The following is an 18,554-nucleotide window of genomic DNA, read 5'->3' as shown; positions in this document are numbered from 1 at the left end:
ACCGGAGCCCGAGATGATCCATGCGACCCCGCTGCCGGAGATGAGCCGTAGCCGCTATGACGGCGCGCTGCCCGAGGGGCTGACCGCCCATGTCCGCGCCCATGTCGAGGAGTACGGCCTGCCGGTCGAGGACACCGCAACCGGCCTGCGCGTGACCTATGCCATGGGGGTCGTGACCCTCGACGTCACGTCCGCCGGTTTCGCGGTCGAGATCGCGGCCAGCAGCCCCGACCAGCTCTACAACCTGCGCGAAAGCGTGATCTACCTGCTCGACCACGTGGCACCCGAGGCGAGCGGCGCGATGCGCTGGACCGGCGTCGGGGCCGAGGGGCGGCGGCCGCCGAACTTCCACCTGGCCACGGTGCTCGAGGTGCGCCGGGTCTCGGCGAACTTCCTGCGGATCGAGCTGGCCTGCGACGGCATCGCGGCGCTGTCGGTCGGGGGGATGCACTTCTCGCTGCTGATCCCGCCGGCGGGGCGGACGCCGCGCTGGCCCGAGCTGAACGACAAGGGCCGCACCGTCTGGCCGAAGGAGGCCGACGTCCTGCACCGCGCCCCCTATACCTTCGTCACGCTCGACGCGGCGGCCGGGCGGTTCAGCTTCGACGTCTATGAACACGCGGGCGGCGGCACCACGCTCTGGGCCCGGGCGGCGATGCCGGGGGCACAGGTCGGCATCATGGGGCCGGGCGGCGGCGACCTGCCGCCGGGCGATCACCTGGTGATGGCGGGGGACGAGACCGCGTTGCCCGCGATCCGCCGGATCCTCGCGCTGTCGCCCGCCGACCGGCGCGGCCATGTCTTTGTCGAGCTGGGCGATCCGGCCGACATCTGCGAGATGCCGCGCCCCGCGGGCATGGCGCTGACCTGGGTCACGCGCGGGCAGGGCGCGACGCTCTGGGATCACCTCGAGGCCGCGCCGCTGGAGCCCGACACCTTTGTCTGGGTCGCCGCCGAACAGGCCCTCGGCCGCCGGGCCAAGGCGCATTTCCGCACCCGGGGCGTGACCGCCGCCCGCAGTTACCTGACCGGTTACTGGGTGGCCTGACCGGCCCTTCATCTTGCCCAAAAAACTCCCGCCGGAGGCATCCGCACCCGCCGCGCGCGCCGTCAGCCGGGGTGGGTGAGCCCCGCCACGGCATCCGCGTCCAGCGTCACCCCCAGCCCCGGCGCATCGGGCAGGTCGAGCCATCCCTGCACCGGCGCCAGGCCGGGCGCGGCGACGATGTTGTCGCGCGCCAGTTGCCACATGATCTGGTTGCCATCGTCGAGGTTGGGGATCATCCGCGCGATCTGGTGCTCGGCCGCGGTGGTGATCCCGGTGGTGAAGCTCGAATGGATGCAGATGGAGAGCCCCGCGGCCTCGGCCACGGCCGCCGCCTTGAGCATGGGCTGGATGCCACCCACCTCGCGCGGGCCGATGCAGATCATGTCGGCGGCGCGCATGCGCGCGATCTCGTGGACATCGTAGAGGGTGAAGGCGGCCTGGTCGGCGACGATCGGGATGCCGACGCGCTCCTTCACGTGGCGCAGCGCCTCGAGCGACCACGAGGGCGTGGGCTGTTCGATGAAGTCGATGTCGAAGGGTTCCAGCCGCCGGCACATGGCGATGGCGCGGTAGGGATCCCAGCCTTCGTTCGCGTCGAGGCGCAGGCGGGCTGACCCGATCTCGGCCCGAACGGCGCGCACGATCTCGATGTCGCGGTCCATGTCGGGGCGGCCGACCTTGAGGTAGAAGACCCGTTCGCCCGCGGCTGCGCCCCCGGCCGCGTGGGCGGCCAGCTCTTCCGGCGTGTCGCCCTGCAGGAAGAAGAAATACCCCACCTTGCGCCGGTACGCCCCGCCGAGCAGCTTGGTTACCGGGCGGCCCGCCAGCTTGCCCTGCGCGTCCCAGAGCGCAAAGTCGATGCCGGCGAGCATCTGGTTCGCCGCCCGCATCGTGTTCGCGCCGTAGGCCATGTAGCTCTGGCTGAGGATGCGGTCGCGCAGGACGGCGGCGTCGAAGACGCTTTCCCCCACAAGCTTCTCGGCCAGCCGTTTCAGGATCAGGACCGAGGCCTGCTGGTCGGGCGCCACCGTCGCCTCGCCGATGCCGACGGTGCCGTCGGCCAGTTCCAGCTCGATCAGGTTGACGGCAAAGCTGTCCCGCACCCCCTGCGTCCAGTGGTAGGGCTGGGCGAGCGGCAGGATAAGCGGGCGGATGCGGAGGTCGGTGATTTTCATATGGGAAACTCAGCACGCCCGCCGCGTGCGATCCCGCCGGATTGCGACATCGGCGGGTGGCATTGCGCCAGCGGGTTGATCGGGATCAAGGTGGCGGGCCGGGCGGCGGGGCAGGATCGCGGCAGATCAGCATCCCGAGAGGAGACAGAGATGTCCAACACCCCGCACGACCTGCACCAGGAATTCCCCGAGCTCGCCGACCGGATCACCGTGCTCAAGACCTCGGACGCGCATTTCGCGCGGCTGGCGGCGGAGTACCACGAGGTCAACGACACCATCCACCGGGCCGAGACCAACGTCGCGCCGATGGAGGACCTGGCGATGATCGACCTGCGCAAGGACCGCGGGCGGCTGCGCGACGCGATCTACGCCGCGCTGAAGGCGGCTCAGCCGACCTCGTAGGGCAGGACGCCGCGGGCGTCGGGGTCGATGACCAGCCGTCGCTCCAGCGGCGGCACGGACCGCTGGTGGCAATTCACCCGCTCGCAGATCCGGCAGGAGATCCCGATCGGCTCGAACGCTTTGGGGTTCGTCAGGTCGAGGTCGTCGGCATAGACCAGCCCCTCGGCATGGGCGACCTCGCAGCCGAGCGCGATGGCAAAACGGCGAGTCGGTGCCCCGAAGGCGCCGCCCGTCTTGCTCACGTCGCGGGCCAGCAGGATATAGCGCACCCCGTCCGGGGTTTCCGCCATCTGCCGCAGGAAGCGGCCCGGCGTCTCGAACGCGCGGTGCACGTTCCAGAGCGGGCAGGCGCCGCCGAAGCGTGCGAACTGAAGCCGGGTGGCGGAATGGCGTTTCGTGATCGTGCCGGCCTGGTCGACGCGGACGAAGAAGAACGGCACGCCCTTGGCGCCGGGCCGCTGCAGGGTCGAGAGGCGGTGCGCCACCTGTTCGATCGAGGCGCCGAAGTGGTTCGCCATCAATTCGAGGTCGTGGCGCGTGCCGCGCGCGGCTTCGAGGAAGGCGGTGTAGGGCATCAGCGCGGCGCCGGCGAAGTAGTTGGCCAGCCCGATCTTGGCGATGGCGCGGGCGGCGTCGGACTGGAACCGGGCGAGGTCGAGCGTCGCCTCGAGCAGCTTGTCCTGGGTTTCGAGCGCGACCTGCAGCAGCAGCTGGAAGGTCTGGGTTTCCGGCGCGGCGCGGCGCGAGAGGGTGAGCAGCCGCGCCTTGCGGTCGAACTGGCGCAGGGTCTCGGTGTCGCGGAATTCGACCCGGATGTCGCGGTGCCCCAGCTCGGCCACCGCCTTGACGCGGATGTTGTTTTCTTCCCGCACCGGCTGGGCAAAGCGTTCGGCGGCGCGGTCGACGGCGTCGATGTAGTTGTCGCAGTAGTGGAAGAAATCGCGCACCTCGTCCCAGGGCGAGGGCTGGGTGCGCGCATCCTCGCGCCCGAGCGCCTCGTCCAGCGAGGCGAGGCGTTCGTGGGTCTGGCGATAGGCCTGGTGCAGGTGCAGGAAGGCACGGGCGAGGGCGGGGGCGTTGGAGGCGGTGAGCCGCAGGTCGGCCATCGGCGGGGCCACGTCGGCCAGAACCGGATCGGCCATCGCCTCGCGCATGTCGCTGACCAGGCGTTCGCTGTCCCCGGTCGACAGCTCGGTCACGTCAAAGCCGAATTCCTGTGCCAGCGACAGCACCACCGTGGTCGAAACCGGGCGGTTGTTGTTCTCCATCTGGTTCAGGTAGGGCAGGGAGACGCCGAGCTTGGTCGCGAATTCCTTCTGTGTCAGCCCGAGCTTCTGCCGGGTCTCGCGCAGTTTCGCGCCCGCATAGAGTTTCTGGGCCATGGCGCGCCTCCCCGTGACTTTGCAGCTTAGCCGGTTCTAGCCGTAACTTTGCAAAGCTTGGTTAACAAGAGCGCAGTCAGGTGAGGGTGAGGCCCAGCTTGCGTTCCCGCCGGATCACCATGGTGATGGCGGCCAGCCCGCCGAGCGAGGTGACGAACATCAGCACCAGCAACGGCGTCTCGGTGCTGCCGGGGCCGAGGATCAGGCCCGCGACGATCGACAGGGCCGCGCCGCCGCCGATCTGCATCGTCCCGCCGAGGCCCGAGGCTGTGCCCGCCAGGTGCGGCCGGACCGACAGCATCCCCGAGGTGGCCGAGGGGATCGTCATGCCGTTGCCGATGCCGACAAAGACCATGGCGCCGAAGAAGGTCGCGGGCCCGCTGATGCCGAACCAGCCGAGGATCAGCGCCGCCGCCATGCCGGCCGAGACCACCAGCGTGCCCGCCATCACCATGCGGTTCACGCCGATCCGCGCGGCGACGAGGCCGGTCAGGAAGTTGCCCAGGAAATACCCCACGCCGGGCATCGCAGCCCAGATGCCGAACGCGGTCGGAGACAGGCCGAAGACCTCGGAGCCGACGTAGGGCGCGCCGCCGAGAAAGGCGAAGAACGCGCCCGAGGAAAAGGCGCAGGCCAGGCAATAGCCCCAGAACCGGGGCGAGGTCAGCAGTTCGGGGTACTCGCGGAACTGGCCCAGCACGGTGCGGTCGCTTTTCTGCGCGGTCTCGCCCAGGTCGGCCCAGACCAGCGCCAGCACGCCGAAGCCCAGCACCAGCATCAGCCAGAACGACGCCTGCCAGCCCAGCGTCTCGTCGATGATGCCGCCGATGGCGGGGGCGAACATCGGCACCAGCGACATGCCCATGGTGACATAGCCCATCATCGACGCGGCCTTGTCGGGCGGGAACATGTCGCGCACCACGGCCCGTGACAGGGCAAAGCCGACCGCGATGCTGGCCTGCATCATGCGGAAGCCGAGGAAGACGTAGACATCGGTGGCCAGCAGGCAGCCCAGGGTGGCGATGCAGAAGATCACGACGCCGGCCAGCAGGACGGGGCGGCGGCCGAACTTGTCCGACAGCGGGCCGATGAAAACCTGCAGGAGCGCGTTGGTGATCAGGAAGCCCGCGACGGTGAACTGCATCAGCGCATAGGGCGCATCGAACCACTCGGCCATCTTGGGCAGCGAGGGCAGGAAGATGTTCATTGCCAGTGCCCCCAGCCCCGGCAGCACGACGAGGGTCGCGATATGGGGCGGCGTGGTCCGGTCGAGGAAGCGGGGGGCGGTGGTGGTCATGGCGGTTGCGGTAGGGGTGCGCCGGGCGAAAGTCCATGTGGATTGCATGCGAATTTGCCGCTTTGCAATTTGCTGGCGACGCTCTGCCAACAGTTTGCAAATTTGCCGGAAATCTCTTGTTCCGTGTGGCGTATCGCCTATGGTCCGGGGAAATTCTGACCGGCACAGGGAAGGCGGCGATGAAGGACATTCTTCAGGAACTGGACGGCCGACGCAAGATCGCGCGGCTTGGCGGCGGCGAGCGGCGGATCGAGGCGCAGCACGCCAAAGGCAAGCTGACGGCGCGCGAGAGGATCGAGCTTCTGCTCGACGCGGACAGTTTCGAGGAATTCGACATGTTCGTCGCGCACCGCTGCACCGATTTCGGCATGCAGGAGGATCGGCCCTACGGCGATGGCGTCGTCACCGGCTGGGGCACGATCAACGGACGCATGGTCTATGTCTTCAGCCAGGACTTTACCGTCTTTGGCGGGTCGCTGTCGGAAACCCATGCGCAGAAAATCTGCAAGATCATGGACATGGCGGTGCAGAACGGCGCGCCGGTGATCGGGCTGAACGATTCCGGCGGTGCGCGGATCCAGGAAGGTGTCGCCTCTCTCGCCGGCTATGCCGACGTGTTCCAGCGCAACATCATGGCCAGCGGTGTCGTGCCGCAGATCAGCGTGATCATGGGCCCCTGCGCCGGAGGTGCGGTCTACAGCCCGGCGATGACCGACTTCATCTTCATGGTGAAGGACAGCTCCTACATGTTCGTCACCGGCCCCGACGTGGTGAAGACCGTGACGAACGAGGTGGTGACGGCCGAAGAGCTGGGTGGCGCCTCGACCCACACCAAGAAAAGCTCGGTCGCCGACGGGGCCTTCGAAAACGATGTCGAGGCGATGGCCGAAGTGCGCCGGCTGGTCGATTTCCTGCCGCTCAACAACCGCGAGAAGCCGCCGGTGCGGCCGTTCTTCGACAGCCCCGACCGGATCGAGAAGAGCCTCGACACGCTGGTGCCGGACAACGCCAACACCCCCTACGACATGAAGGAGCTGATCCTGAAGGTCGCGGACGAGGGCGATTTCTACGAGATCCAGGAAGACTACGCCAAGAACATCATCACCGGCTTCATCCGCCTCGAGGGGCGGACCGTGGGCGTGGTGGCGAACCAGCCGATGGTCCTGGCCGGGTGCCTCGACATCGACAGTTCGCGCAAGGCCGCGCGCTTCGTGCGGTTCTGCGACTGCTTCGAGATCCCGATCCTGACCTTTGTCGACGTGCCGGGCTTCCTGCCGGGGACGACGCAGGAATACGGCGGCGTCATCAAGCACGGCGCCAAGCTGCTCTTTGCCTACGGCGAGGCGACGGTGCCCAAGGTCACGGTGATCACCCGCAAGGCCTATGGCGGAGCCTATGACGTGATGAGCTCGAAGCACATCCGTGGCGATTTCAACTATGCCTGGCCGACCGCCGAGATCGCGGTGATGGGCGCCAAGGGCGCGACCGAGATCCTCTATCGTTCGGAACTGGGCGATGCCGAGAAAATCGCCAAGCGCACCAAGGATTACGAGGACCGCTTTGCCAATCCCTTCGTGGCGGCCGAGCGCGGGTTCATCGACGAGGTGATCCAGCCGCGGTCGACGCGGCGGCGGGTCGCGCGGGCCTTTGCCAGCCTGCGCAACAAGCAGCTGCAGAACCCGTGGAAGAAGCACGACAACATCCCGCTGTGACGGGGCAGGCGATGCGGCGTGCGATGCGGAATTTCGTCGCGGCGGGAGGGGCCCTTCTGGGGGCCGCGGCCACGGCCTGGGGACAGGAGGAGTCTCCGGCCGTGCCCTCCGGTCTGGTGCTGAGCCTGCAGGAGGTCCGCGTCGAGGATGTCGCGGGCGTCGGCCGGATCGCGCGGTTCCGCTATGTCTCGGCGGCGCTGGACGGGATGGGGTTTGCCGCGGTCGAGGAGGACTTTCCCGTGCTCTGCACCGCGCAGGTCCTGCCCTGGGTTGCGGGCCAGCCCGAGGTTCCGGTGCGCGTCGTCATCTCGCTTGCCGCCGCGCCGGTCGATTTCGGCACCAGCGCACCCGAGGTGACGCAGTATTTCGAGGTCTTCCGGCTGGAAGACGCCGCCTGTATCTGGGAGGGACTATGATCATGACGCAAGATGTTGCGGTTTCGATCCGGTTCGCCGCGCCTGATGCGGCTTTCCCGTCACAAGCGGAGCGTGTGAAAGTGACCCCATGTCCAATGACTCTGACAAGCTGTATCCTCATCCCCGGAGCCCGATTTGTGGCCCGTAAGAACGTGGCCGCGATCCGGGTCGACCTCCGGCCCGGACCGGCCGGTAAACGAGACAGGAGTAGCAGATGTCCAAGAGCCTCAAGAGCATCCTCGCCCTTGGTCTTGTCGTCTTTGTGGCGGCATGTGCCCAGCAGGAAGAAGAATACGTCGTCGTCGACCCCGAGCCGATTTCGACCGAACCGGTCTACACCGGCAAGTACAAGTAAGGCGACCACGGTCGCACCTGGGGGTTCGTCCCGCGGGACGAACCCCCTTTGCTGCGCGGCACCTGCCGGGGAGGTGCCAACATGCTGAAGCATCGTGGTTTTCCCGGCCGCCTTCCGGGCAGTGATTTCCAGTTCACCATCCGCCGCGCCAATCCCAAGGGCGTGACGCCGATCGTCCGGCGCGAACGGTTCCGCGACCGCAAGGCGGTGGACCGTCGCGCGGATGAGGCGTTCCTGGCCGCGCTTTGGAACTACTTTGGCGAAGAGCCGTTCGAGCGCGGCAACCTCGACGCGGGGCAACTCAGCTGGCTGTTCGGCCGCGAGGTGCTGCCGGCCGAGGATCCGTTCGATCCGGAAAGCTACGAGTCGATGCTGGTGCTGGATCCCCAGGCCATCGAAGCGGCGTTTCCGGGCCTCATGGACGGGGGATCGGCATGATCATGCCGTTGCGTAAGGTTAATGCGCGATTAAACGCCGACACTCGCTTTTTGCGTGTAATTGGGCTGGTGCCGTGCGGCGGCATGGTCAACAGTGGGGATGTTGGATCGCACGGTCACGGACTGTCCGATCCGGCGTGTCTATACCGTTACCCTTCCCCTAAAGGGCGGTCGCACCCCCCAACGGTCGACCGCCCGCCTTTTTGTCCGGGGGCCGGGATCGGTCCGGACAGTGGCAATCGCGCCACAGCGCGCCGCAAGCCGTTGGGCTGCGGCGGTTTTCAGCCACCCCGATCACGTCTTCGGCAGCATCGCGCGCAGGGCTTTGCGCAGGCTTGCTGGAACCAGTGCATTCGTCGAGAAGTTTCCTAGGCAGTATTCATAACAACCTCAGGAAACCCGAGACATGCTCTTCAAGAAACTCACCCTGGCCGCTGTGCTTCTGGGCGGGCTGGCCGCATGCGGTCAGTCCTTTGGCGAACAGGCCGTCATCGGCGCCGGTGGTGGCGCTGCAACCTCGGCGGTCCTTGGCGGGTCGGTCGGCACCGGCGCACTGGTCGGTGCGGCAGCCAACGTCGCCTATTGCCAGAACTACCCGAGCCGCTGCTGACGCGGCCCGCACCGCCCTTGGGCGGGGCACGAAACATGATTGCAGGACCACCGTGGCCGGGCGCCGCGGTGGTCTTTTCTTTGGGATGACACCGGCGGCAGGGATCGCCGGACGAGGGGAAAGGGACAGCTGATGTTCGACAAGATCCTGATCGCGAACCGGGGCGAAATCGCCTGCCGGGTGATCAAGACGGCCCGCAAGATGGGCATCAAGACGGTGGCGATCTATTCCGACGCCGACCGCAACGCGCTGCACGTCGAGATGGCGGACGAGGCGATCCACATTGGGCCGCCGCCTGCGAACCAGTCCTACATCGTGATCGACAAGGTCATGGCGGCGATCAAGGAAAGCGGCGCGCAGGCGGTGCACCCGGGCTACGGCTTCCTGTCCGAGAACGCCAAGTTCGGCGAGGCGCTGGACGCCGCCGGCGTCGCCTTCATCGGCCCGCCGGTCAAGGCGATCGAGGCCATGGGCGACAAGATCACCTCGAAGAAGATCGCGCAGGAGGCGGGGGTTTCGACCGTTCCCGGCTACATGGGCCTGATCGCGGACGCGGACGAGGCGGTGAAGATCTCGGGCGAGATCGGCTATCCGGTGATGATCAAGGCCTCTGCCGGCGGCGGCGGCAAGGGGATGCGGATCGCCTGGAACGACACCGAGGCGCGCGAAGGCTTCCAGTCGTCGAAGAACGAGGCGGCGAATTCCTTTGGCGACGACCGGATCTTCATCGAGAAGTTCGTGACCCAGCCGCGCCACATCGAGATCCAGGTGCTGTGCGATGCGCATGGCAACGGCATCTACCTGGGCGAACGCGAATGCTCGATCCAGCGCCGGAACCAGAAGGTGGTCGAAGAGGCGCCGAGCCCGTTCCTGGACGAGGCGACCCGCAAGGCCATGGGCGAACAGGCCGTGGCCCTGGCCAAGGCCGTGGGATACGCCAGCGCCGGCACGGTGGAATTCATCGTCGACGGCGAAAAGAACTTCTACTTCCTCGAGATGAACACCCGTCTCCAGGTGGAACACCCGGTGACCGAGCTGATCACCGGCATCGACCTGGTCGAACAGATGATCCGCGTCGCCAACGGCGAGCCGCTGACCATGACGCAGGACGACGTCAAGCTGACCGGCTGGGCGATCGAGAACCGGCTCTATGCCGAGGATCCCTATCGCAACTTCCTGCCGTCGATCGGCCGGCTGACCGCTTACAACCCGCCGCAGGAGATCGCCGCGGGCCCGCTGCTAGTCAACGGCAAGTGGCAGGGCGAGGCGCCCGAGGGCGCGGCGGCCGTGCGCAATGACACCGGCGTCTACGAAGGCGGCGAGATCAGCATGTATTACGACCCGATGATCGCCAAGCTCTGCACCTGGGCGCCGACCCGGGCCGAGGCGATCGAGGCGATGCGCGTCGCGCTCGACAGTTTCGAGGTCGAGGGGATCGGGCACAACCTGCCGTTCCTGTCGGCGGTGATGGATCATCCCAAGTTCGTCAGCGGCGACATGACCACCGCCTTCATCGCCGAGGAGTATCCCGAGGGCTTTGACGGTGTCGCGCTGCCCGAGGACGACCTGCGCCGGATCGCGGCCGCCTGTGCCGCGATGAACCGGGTGAGCGAGATCCGCCGCACCCGCGTGTCGGGCCGGATGGACAACCACGAGCGCAAGGTGGGCGACAAGTGGGTGGTGAGCCTGCAGGGCACGGAGTTCGACCTGACCGTCAAGGCCGACCGCGAGGGGGCCGACATCGTGTTCGCCGATGGCGCCACGCTCAGGGTCGAGGGCGACTGGACGCCGGGCAAGTCGCTGGCGCAGATGAGCGTGGGCGGTGCGCCGCTGGTGCTGAAGGTCGGCAAGATCTCGGGCGGGTTCCGGATCCGGTCGCGTGGCGCGGACCTCAAGGTGCACGTGCGCAACCCGACCCAGGCCCGGCTGGCCAAGCTGATGCCCGAGAAGCTGCCGCCCGACACCTCCAAGCTGCTGCTCTGCCCGATGCCGGGCCTCGTCGTGAAGATCGACGTCGAGGTGGGGCAGGAGGTGCAGGAGGGTCAGCCGCTCTGCACCATCGAGGCGATGAAGATGGAGAACATCCTGCGCGCCGAGAAGAAGGCCGTGGTGTCCAAGATCAACGCCGCCGCCGGCGACAGCCTGGCGGTCGACGAAGTGATCATGGAGTTCGAGTGACGTGACCACGGGCGCAGCGGATATCGGCACGAAACGGGATCTGACATTCGTCACGATCACCTTTCGGGACGAGCTTGACCTGCTGCGCCTGCAGGCCCGGTCGATGGCGGCGTTCCTGCCGCCGTCGATGGTGGGCGAGATCCTCGTCGTCGTGAACGACCGGGACGAGGCGGCGGTCGCGGCCGAGGTCGAGGCGATGCGCGGCGATTACGGCCCGCTGGCCGACCGGCTGCGGGTGGTCGCGGGGACCGCGCTCTTCCGCTGGGACGTCGGTCCGGGCGGGCCGCTGCACTGGCTGCGCCGGGCGCAGGCATGGCATCCCCGGCTGGCCTTCCGCAGCCCGGGCACCGCCTGGCGCGGGCATGGCGGCTGGAAGATCCAGCAGGTCTGCAAGATGGCGGTCTACCGCGAGGTGACGACCGACTGGACCGTGCTCCTGGACAGCAAGATCCATTTCCTGAACCCGGTGAGCCCGGCCGACTTCTTTTCGGCGACCGGCCAGCCGCGGCTGATCTGCAACCCGCGCGAAGAGGCGCGCGAGGACTGGCTGGCGCCATCGTTCCGTCAGTTCGGCCTGACGCCCGCCGATGCCGGGCCGCGGGTGGTCAACGGGATCATGCCGCTGCCGATCCGCACCAGGCTGCTCGGGCAGGTGACCGAGGCGGTGGAGGAGAGGGCGGGACCGCTGCAGGTGCTCTTTGCCGTGCACCGGCAGGGCGAGACCGAGGCGATGCTGATCAACGCCTACTGCGTGGCCGAGTATGGATCGCTGGAGGCCGAGTTCGACACCGCGCGGCCGTTGCCGCCGGTGATCATGCGCACCACGACGTCCGAGTTGATCGATGTGGCGCTGGACCGGGTGGCGGCGGGCGAGGCGACGCTGGCGCTGCACCGCGCCTCGGTCGCGCGGCTGACCGCGGCGCAGCGCGGCAAACTGGTGGCGCTCTGGCGTCGGGCGGGGCTGGTCGGGTCCGAGGCTGAGGCGGCTGCCTTCCTCGACGGCGCCCCGCTGGCCGGGGTCGCGTCATGAACGCGGATCACCGGATCGGCGCGGCGCGGCGGTCGCGGACCTCCTGTTGGCGGGTCGGCAGCTTGTCGATCGAGCGCGACAGTTCGCGCACGTCCCAGGGCTGCGGTTTGCGCAGCAGGACCTGGCCGTCCTTGGCCACCAGCACCAGCATGAAGCCACGCGGGCGCAGCGCCTGCCGAACCGCGGAATTCGCGCCAGGATCGGTGTCGGTGATGACCACCACGTCGCGCTCGCGCAGCTCGTCCGGGCGCGCCTCGAGCGCCTCCATCTGCCGGCGGTACATCGGGTCGGCGGGGTTGTCGGCAAAGACGACGACGGGGCGCTTGTCCCATTTGAAATCGTCGAGCGACAGCTCTCCGGCCTCGACGAACAGCGGCTCCTCTACCGGTTCGGTCGCGGTGCCGCCCTTCACCGGCAACGCCAGCGCCAGGGCCATGACAAGGGGGGCCAATGCCTTCATGCGTCCTCCTGCCGTGCATATAGGCCGCCAGCATAGCGGTTTCACCGCTGCACACGAAGAATTTTCGGCAAATCCGAACCTTAACCACATTTCCACGGGGGGCGGGCGATGATCCGGTCACTGGCCCCCGTGGGTGCCCGGACGGGCCGCTGCGGCGGGGCCCGGCACGGGGGATTTGCCGATGGATGTCATACTGCACGTCGGGGCGCACCGCACCGCCGCGACCACCTTCCAGGCCTACATGCGCGCCAATTCCGAGGGTCTGGCGCGGCACGGGGTCGGATTCTGGGGCCCGGGGCGGACGCGCAGCGGGTTGTTCCGGGGGATCATTCCGCAGCCGGATGGCGGGCCGGAACGGCGGCAGGCGCAGCGCGCCGCCGGGCGGATCGCCCTGGCCCGCGAGGCTGCAGGCCGGTCGGGCGTGCGACAGCTGGTGATCAGCGACGAGGGGATGCTGGGATCGGTGCGGCGCAACCTGGCGGCGGGCACGCTTTATCCCGACGCGGGCGCGCGGCTGGCGCGGCACGTGAGCGCTTTTGGCTCGGTCGACCGGATCGCGATCTCGATCCGCTCGCCCGCGCTCTACTGGGCGTCCTGCCTGGCCGAGGCGGTGGTGCGCGGCCATCCGCTGCCGACGGCGGCCGAGATCGCCGAGATTGCAGCGCTGCGGCGTGGCTGGCGGGCGGTGATTTCGGACATCGCGGTGGCGGCCGGGGCGGGCGAGGTGATCGTCATGGCGCACGAGGAACTGGGCGGCCTGCCGGAACGGCGGCTTTGGCACATGCTGGGGCAGACGCTGCTGCCGCCGATGACCCATGCGCGCGACTGGCTGAACCACGGCCCGGACCTTGCCGCGCTGCGCACGGCACTGATGACGCAGGGCGCGGACCCGGCGGCGTTGCCACCGGGGACCGGGCGCTGGATGCCGTTCGACGCGGCACAGCAGGCCGCGATGCACGAGGATTATGCAGACGACCTGTTCTGGCTGGCAGCCGGGGCGGACGGGCTGGCACGGCTGGCCGGAGAAAAAGCGAAATTGGCCGGAGAGGCGGGGACACATCCGCACCCGGCGGAGGAGTTGAGAGGACGTCACGATGACATCGAAGAAGGACGAATGGTCGGCAATCGCTGAGAAGGAGCTCAGGGGCCGGGCGCTTTCCGACCTGAACTGGCAGACCCTCGAGGGGATCGAGGTCAAGCCGCTCTATACCGAAGAGGACACGGCGTCGCTGCCGCACATGGGGACGATCCCCGGCAAGGCGCCGTTCACCCGTGGCGTGAAGGCGACAATGTACGCCGGGCGCCCCTGGACCATCCGGCAGTATGCCGGGTTCTCCACCGCCGAGGAATCGAACGCCTTCTACCGCCGCAACCTCGCGGCCGGGCAGCAGGGCGTGTCGGTCGCCTTCGACCTTGCCACGCACCGAGGTTACGACAGCGACCACCCGCGCGTGGTCGGTGACGTCGGCAAGGCGGGCGTGGCGATCGATTCTGTCGAGGACATGAAGATCCTCTTCGACGGCATCCCGCTCGACAAGGTGTCGGTCTCGATGACGATGAACGGCGCGGTGATCCCGATCCTGGCGAGCTTCATCGTCGCGGGCGAGGAGCAGGGGCACGACAAGTCGGTGCTGTCGGGGACCATCCAGAACGACATCCTGAAAGAGTTCATGGTGCGGAACACCTACATCTATCCACCCGAACCCTCGATGCGCATCATCTCGGATATCATCGGCTATACATCGGATTACATGCCGAAGTTCAACTCGATCTCGATCTCGGGCTACCACATGCAGGAGGCCGGCGCGAACCTCGTGCAGGAGCTGGCCTATACTCTCGCGGACGGCAAGGAATACGTGAAGGCCGCGATGGACGCGGGCATGGATGTCGACAAGTTCGCGGGCCGGCTGTCGTTCTTCTTTGCCATCGGCATGAACTTCTTCATGGAAGCCGCCAAGCTACGCGCCGCGCGGCTGCTGTGGTACCGGATCATGGATGAGGTCGGGGCCAAGGACGAACGCTCCAAGATGCTGCGGACCCACTGCCAGACCTCCGGTGTCAGCCTGCAGGAGCAGGATCCCTACAACAACGTCATCCGCACCGCGTACGAGGCGATGTCGGCCGTGTTGGGCGGCACGCAATCGCTGCACACCAACGCGCTGGACGAAGCGATCGCGCTGCCAACCGATTTCAGCGCGCGGATCGCGCGGAACACCCAGCTGATCCTGCAGGAGGAAACGCAGGTCACCCGCGTGGTCGATCCTCTGGCGGGGAGCTATTACGTCGAGAGCCTGACCCACGAACTGGCCGAGAAGGCCTGGGCGCTGATCGAGGAAGTCGACGGCATGGGCGGTATGACCAAGGCCGTGGCCTCGGGCATGCCGAAGCTGCGGATCGAGGAAAGCGCCGCCATCCGCCAGTCGATGATCGACCGCGGCGAGGAGGTGATCGTCGGGGTCAACAAGTACCGCAAGGACAAGGAAGACCCGATCGACATCCTCGACGTGGACAACGTGAAGGTCCGCGAAAGCCAGGTGGCGCGGCTGGAAAACATCCGCGCGACCCGCGACCAGGCGGCGTGCGATGCCGCCCTGGCCGAGCTTGAGCGGGTGGCGAACGAGGGCGGCAACCTTCTGGCCGCCGCGGTGGAAGCGGCGCGCGCGCGCGCCAGCGTGGGAGAGATCAGCATGGCGATGGAAAAGGTGTTCGGCCGCCATCGGGCCGAGGTGAAGACGCTCGCGGGCGTCTACGGCAAGGCCTACGAGGGCGACGAGGGCTTTGCCGCGATCCAGAAATCGGTCGAGGACTTTGCCGAGGAAGAGGGGCGGCGCCCCCGGATGCTGGTGGTCAAGATGGGCCAGGACGGCCACGACCGCGGCGCCAAGGTGATCGCCACGGCCTTTGCCGACATCGGTTTCGACGTGGACGTGGGCCCGCTGTTCCAGACCCCGGACGAAGCCGCGCAGGACGCCATCGACAACGACGTGCACGTGGTCGGCATCTCGTCGCAGGCGGCAGGTCACAAGACGCTGGCACCGCAACTGATCGAGGCGCTCAAGAAGAACGACGCGGGCGACATCATCGTGATCTGCGGCGGGGTGATCCCGCAGCAGGATTACGATTTCCTCAAGAAGGCGGGGGTCAAGGCGATCTTCGGGCCGGGGACGAACATCCCGACCGCGGCGCAGGACATCCTGCGGCTGATCCGCGAGGCGCGGGCCGACGCCGCGGCCTGAGATGGGCAAGCGTCCCGTGATCCTGGCCGGCATGGCGCTCGGGCTCCTCTGGGGGCTTGGGCTCATGTGGCTGGGATCGCGGGTCTTCCTGCCGCTGCCGCCGCCGATGGTATTGGCCATGGCGGCGTTTCCGGGCGGGGTGGTGGCGCTGCTGATGGTCGCGCGGCTGGCGCAGCGACGGTTCTTCGATGACGCCATCATCGACGGCCAGCCGTTCGCCCCCGGCAGCCCGGCCGCCATCGACCAGTCGGTCCTGACCAACACGGTCGAACAGCTGGTGCTCGCCGCCGCAATCTGGCCCTTTGCCGGCTACGTGCTGGGCGGCGGGGTGGTCCTGATGCTGGGCCTCGGGTTCGCCGTGACCCGCGTGCTCTTCTGGATCGGCTACCACCTCTCGCCACCGCTGCGGGGGTTCGGCTTTGCCGCCAGCTTCTATCCGACCGTTCTCGCGGCACTCTGGGTGCTGTGGCGGCTTGTCACGGGGGCTTTTGCCCTGCCGTTCTGATCCGGCCCTTGCGCTTGGCCCGCAGCTGGCAAAGATCGGGCCAGTGCAGCACGAGACGATCATGGCCGACTTTGAAATCCGCCCCGTAACCGACGGGGATCACGCCCAGATCCTGGCGATCTGGAACCCCATCTTCCGCGACACGCTCGTCACCTTCGCCAGTGTCGAGAAGACCCCCGAGACGCTCGCCGACTACATCGACAGCCGCCGTGCGCGCGGGCGGGAGTTCCTTGTCGCTGTGGCGGACGGGACGGTGCTCGGCTTTGCCTCTTACGACCAGTTCCGGGGCGGCGACGGTTATGTCCATGCGATGGAGCACACGATCATCCTGGGCGAGAGCGCGCGGGGCCGGGGCGTCGGCCGGGCGCTGCTGCGGGCGGTCGAGGAGGATGCCCGCGCGAAGGGGGCGCACACGATGGTGGCCGGGATCTCGGGCGGCAATCCGGGGGCGGTTCCGTTCCACGCGGCGGTCGGGTACGAACACTGCGGGCGGATGCCGCAATCGGGGCGCAAGTTCGGGCAATGGCACGACCTGATCCTGATGCAGAAGGTGCTTTGATTCCGCGCCGCAGCGTTTAGAGTCCCAGCCCATGTCGATCTGGACCCGCATCGCCGAAGCCCTTGCCGCCCTCGCCAATGGTGAAGGGCTGGCCGCCGTTTTTGACAAGCTGCGCGGCCCGCGCGAACGCGGCGCCGTCTTTGCCATCGCGGTGATCGCGCTTGGCGCGAAGATGGCCAAGGCCGACGGCGTGGTCGACCGGACCGAGGTCCGCGCCTTCCGCGAGGTGTTCCGCATCCCGCCCGAGGACGAGAAGAACGCCGCCAAGATCTTCAACTTCGCCCGCCAGGACGTCGCCGGGTTCGAGGAATACGCCGAGCGTGTCGCGCGGGCGCTGAAGGACCAGCCGGGGATGCTCTGCAACCTGCTGGAGGGGCTGTTCTACATCGCCATGGCCGACGGTGCCTACCACCCGGACGAAGATGCGTTCCTGCGCCGGGTGGCCGAGATCTTTGGCCTGAGCGAGGCGCAGTTCAACCACCTGCGCGCCCGCTTTGTCCCGGACGGAGAGCGGGACCCCTACGAGGTTCTGGGGGTGGACCGGTCCGCGCCAACCGAGGATATCCGCCGCGCCTATCGCCGCGCGGTGCGCGACAGCCATCCCGACCTGCTGGTGTCGCAGGGCCTGCCGGAAGAGGCGATCAAGATGGCCGAGAACCGGATGGTCGATCTGAACAAGGCCTGGGAAGAGATACAGGCGCTCAGGGGCGCGGCCGCCTGATGCGGCTGGCCACTTGGAACGTCGAATGGTTCAACGGGCTTTTCGACGACGGTGACAAGCTTTTCATGGATGACCGTTGGTCGGCGCGCCACGACGTGACGCGCTCCCGCCAGACCGAGGCGATCGCGACGGTGATGACGGCGCTCGACGCCGACGGGATCATGATCATCGAGGCCCCGGACGACAACCGCCGCCGGTCGACCGTCAGGGCGCTGCAGGGCTTTGCCGAGGCGTTTTCCCTGCGCGCCCGCCAGGCCGTCATCGGGTTCGCCAACGACACCCAGCAGGAGATCGCGTTTCTCTTCGATCCCGACGTGCTGCGGGTGGAGCATGATCCGCAGGGCGATCCGACCGGCAAGAAGGGCAGTGTCCATGCGCCGCGGTTTGACGGGGTGTTCCGGATCGACCTCGACATCGACGCGACCGAGGACCTCGTGCGGTTCTCGAAGCCGCCGCTGGAACTGTCTGTCACCGCTGGGGATTTCGCGTTCCGCATCATCGGCGCGCACCTGAAGTCCAAGGCCCCGCACGGGGCGGCGAACCGGGACGAGGTGATGCGGCTGTCGATCTCGAACCGGCGCAAACAACTGGCGCAGGCGATCTGGCTGCGCGCCCGGGTGGCCGAACACATTGACCGGGGCGAGGCGCTGATCGTGATGGGGGACCTCAATGATGGCCCGGGGCTGGACGAGTACGAGGATCTCTTCGGGCGCTCATCGCTCGAGATCGTGATGGGCGGCGAGGGCGAGGTGCCGCTCACCGACCCGCACGCCCGGCAGGCGCTGCAGGGCAAGCTGAGCGCGACGCCGACCACGGCGCGGTTCTACATCCAGCCGGAACAGCGCTATCTACAGGCGCTGCTCGACTACATCCTCGTCTCGCCCGAGATCGCGGTGCGCCGCCCGTCGTGGCGCATCTGGCATCCGTTCGACGACCCGGTCTGCTGGACCCGGCCCGAGCTGCGCGCGGCGCTGATCGACGCCAGCGACCACTTCCCGGTGTCCATCGACATCGAAGTGTGATTTTGTCGG

Annotated in this window: 19 protein-coding genes; 15 read left to right on the top strand and 4 right to left on the bottom strand. The window is 67.8% G+C overall.

Annotated elements, in window-relative coordinates; all coding sequences use genetic code 11:
- Nucleotides 1–13: 13 nt before the first annotated feature.
- The gene (locus tag ACE2AC_RS05240) at nucleotides 14–1,048 is read left to right on the top strand and encodes a siderophore-interacting protein (protein WP_375691061.1); all 1,035 of its coding nucleotides are present in this window, start codon (nucleotides 14–16) and stop codon (nucleotides 1,046–1,048) included.
- 62 nt (nucleotides 1,049–1,110) lie between these two features.
- Here ACE2AC_RS05240 and ACE2AC_RS05235 read toward each other — a convergent pair whose 3' ends face one another.
- Nucleotides 1,111–2,223 carry a mandelate racemase/muconate lactonizing enzyme family protein gene (locus ACE2AC_RS05235; RefSeq protein WP_375691060.1) on the bottom strand — a complete coding sequence of 371 codons (1,113 nt, stop codon included), beginning with the start codon at nucleotides 2,221–2,223 and terminating at the stop codon, nucleotides 1,111–1,113.
- A gap of 150 nt (nucleotides 2,224–2,373) precedes the next feature.
- Here ACE2AC_RS05235 and ACE2AC_RS05230 point away from each other — a divergent pair, with 150 nt between their 5' ends.
- Entirely contained in the window at nucleotides 2,374–2,625 is a 252-nt protein-coding gene (locus ACE2AC_RS05230) for a YdcH family protein (RefSeq protein ID WP_375691059.1), read from the top strand.
- Here ACE2AC_RS05230 and ACE2AC_RS05225 read toward each other — a convergent pair.
- Nucleotides 2,610–4,007, bottom strand: a complete 1,398-nt coding sequence (locus tag ACE2AC_RS05225; protein WP_375691058.1) for a short-chain fatty acyl-CoA regulator family protein — start codon at nucleotides 4,005–4,007, stop codon at nucleotides 2,610–2,612. The two genes, ACE2AC_RS05230 and ACE2AC_RS05225, sit on opposite strands and share 16 nt — an antisense overlap.
- Before the next feature lie 76 nt (nucleotides 4,008–4,083).
- Nucleotides 4,084–5,304, bottom strand: a complete 1,221-nt coding sequence (locus ACE2AC_RS05220) for a multidrug effflux MFS transporter (protein ID WP_375691057.1) — start codon at nucleotides 5,302–5,304, stop codon at nucleotides 4,084–4,086.
- A 179-nt stretch (nucleotides 5,305–5,483) separates the two neighbouring features.
- On the opposite strand from ACE2AC_RS05220, the gene ACE2AC_RS05215 reads away from it, so the two are divergent.
- From ACE2AC_RS05215 to ACE2AC_RS05185, 7 genes are all read left to right on the top strand, one after another.
- The gene (locus ACE2AC_RS05215) at nucleotides 5,484–7,016 is read left to right on the top strand and encodes an acyl-CoA carboxylase subunit beta (protein WP_375691056.1); all 1,533 of its coding nucleotides are present in this window, start codon (nucleotides 5,484–5,486) and stop codon (nucleotides 7,014–7,016) included.
- A gap of 101 nt (nucleotides 7,017–7,117) precedes the next feature.
- Complete coding sequence (locus ACE2AC_RS05210; RefSeq protein ID WP_375691055.1) at nucleotides 7,118–7,432, top strand: DUF6497 family protein; 315 nt, start codon at nucleotides 7,118–7,120, stop codon at nucleotides 7,430–7,432.
- Between the two features lie 214 nt (nucleotides 7,433–7,646).
- Nucleotides 7,647–7,787, top strand: a complete 141-nt coding sequence (locus tag ACE2AC_RS05205; protein WP_375691054.1) for a hypothetical protein — start codon at nucleotides 7,647–7,649, stop codon at nucleotides 7,785–7,787.
- A gap of 81 nt (nucleotides 7,788–7,868) precedes the next feature.
- On the top strand, nucleotides 7,869–8,225 hold the full coding sequence (locus ACE2AC_RS05200) for a hypothetical protein (RefSeq protein ID WP_375691053.1): 357 nt from the start codon (nucleotides 7,869–7,871) through the stop codon (nucleotides 8,223–8,225).
- A 405-nt stretch (nucleotides 8,226–8,630) separates the two neighbouring features.
- Nucleotides 8,631–8,834, top strand: coding sequence for a hypothetical protein (locus ACE2AC_RS05195; RefSeq protein WP_375691052.1), 204 nt, complete (start codon nucleotides 8,631–8,633; stop codon nucleotides 8,832–8,834).
- A 132-nt stretch (nucleotides 8,835–8,966) separates the two neighbouring features.
- Complete coding sequence (locus ACE2AC_RS05190; RefSeq protein ID WP_375691051.1) at nucleotides 8,967–11,012, top strand: biotin carboxylase N-terminal domain-containing protein; 2,046 nt, start codon at nucleotides 8,967–8,969, stop codon at nucleotides 11,010–11,012.
- 1 nt (nucleotide 11,013) lies between these two features.
- The gene (locus ACE2AC_RS05185; protein WP_375691050.1) at nucleotides 11,014–12,042 is read left to right on the top strand and encodes a DUF6492 family protein; all 1,029 of its coding nucleotides are present in this window, start codon (nucleotides 11,014–11,016) and stop codon (nucleotides 12,040–12,042) included.
- A gap of 7 nt (nucleotides 12,043–12,049) precedes the next feature.
- Here the strand turns inward: ACE2AC_RS05185 and ACE2AC_RS05180 are convergent, their stop codons facing one another.
- The gene (locus tag ACE2AC_RS05180) at nucleotides 12,050–12,502 is read right to left on the bottom strand and encodes a DUF4174 domain-containing protein (protein ID WP_375691049.1); all 453 of its coding nucleotides are present in this window, start codon (nucleotides 12,500–12,502) and stop codon (nucleotides 12,050–12,052) included.
- Between the two features lie 181 nt (nucleotides 12,503–12,683).
- Between ACE2AC_RS05180 and ACE2AC_RS05175 the strand changes: the two genes are divergently transcribed.
- The 6 genes from ACE2AC_RS05175 (at nucleotide 12,684) to ACE2AC_RS05150 (ending at nucleotide 18,545) form a co-directional block, all read left to right on the top strand.
- Nucleotides 12,684–13,634: a hypothetical protein gene (locus tag ACE2AC_RS05175; RefSeq protein ID WP_375691048.1), complete on the top strand. Its 951-nt coding sequence runs from the start codon at nucleotides 12,684–12,686 to the stop codon at nucleotides 13,632–13,634.
- Nucleotides 13,597–15,738, top strand: coding sequence for a methylmalonyl-CoA mutase (scpA, locus tag ACE2AC_RS05170; protein WP_375691047.1), 2,142 nt, complete (start codon nucleotides 13,597–13,599; stop codon nucleotides 15,736–15,738). The genes ACE2AC_RS05175 and scpA overlap by 38 nt, the downstream gene beginning before the upstream one ends.
- Before the next feature lies 1 nt (nucleotide 15,739).
- Complete coding sequence (locus tag ACE2AC_RS05165; protein WP_375691046.1) at nucleotides 15,740–16,243, top strand: MAPEG family protein; 504 nt, start codon at nucleotides 15,740–15,742, stop codon at nucleotides 16,241–16,243.
- Nucleotides 16,244–16,304: 61 nt separating this feature from the next.
- The gene (locus tag ACE2AC_RS05160) at nucleotides 16,305–16,802 is read left to right on the top strand and encodes a GNAT family N-acetyltransferase (protein ID WP_375691045.1); all 498 of its coding nucleotides are present in this window, start codon (nucleotides 16,305–16,307) and stop codon (nucleotides 16,800–16,802) included.
- Between the two features lie 31 nt (nucleotides 16,803–16,833).
- Nucleotides 16,834–17,523, top strand: coding sequence for a TerB family tellurite resistance protein (locus tag ACE2AC_RS05155; RefSeq protein ID WP_375691044.1), 690 nt, complete (start codon nucleotides 16,834–16,836; stop codon nucleotides 17,521–17,523).
- Nucleotides 17,523–18,545 carry an endonuclease/exonuclease/phosphatase family protein gene (locus tag ACE2AC_RS05150; RefSeq protein WP_375691043.1) on the top strand — a complete coding sequence of 341 codons (1,023 nt, stop codon included), beginning with the start codon at nucleotides 17,523–17,525 and terminating at the stop codon, nucleotides 18,543–18,545. The genes ACE2AC_RS05155 and ACE2AC_RS05150 overlap by 1 nt, the downstream gene beginning before the upstream one ends.
- Nucleotides 18,546–18,554: the final 9 nt, after the last annotated feature.

The sequence above is a fragment of the Pseudooceanicola sp. LIPI14-2-Ac024 genome (assembly GCF_042188925.1).
GTDB lineage: Bacteria > Pseudomonadota > Alphaproteobacteria > Rhodobacterales > Rhodobacteraceae > Pseudooceanicola.
The sequence above is the reverse complement of the archived record's forward strand: the minus strand, read 5'-3'. Positions and strand labels throughout refer to the sequence as shown.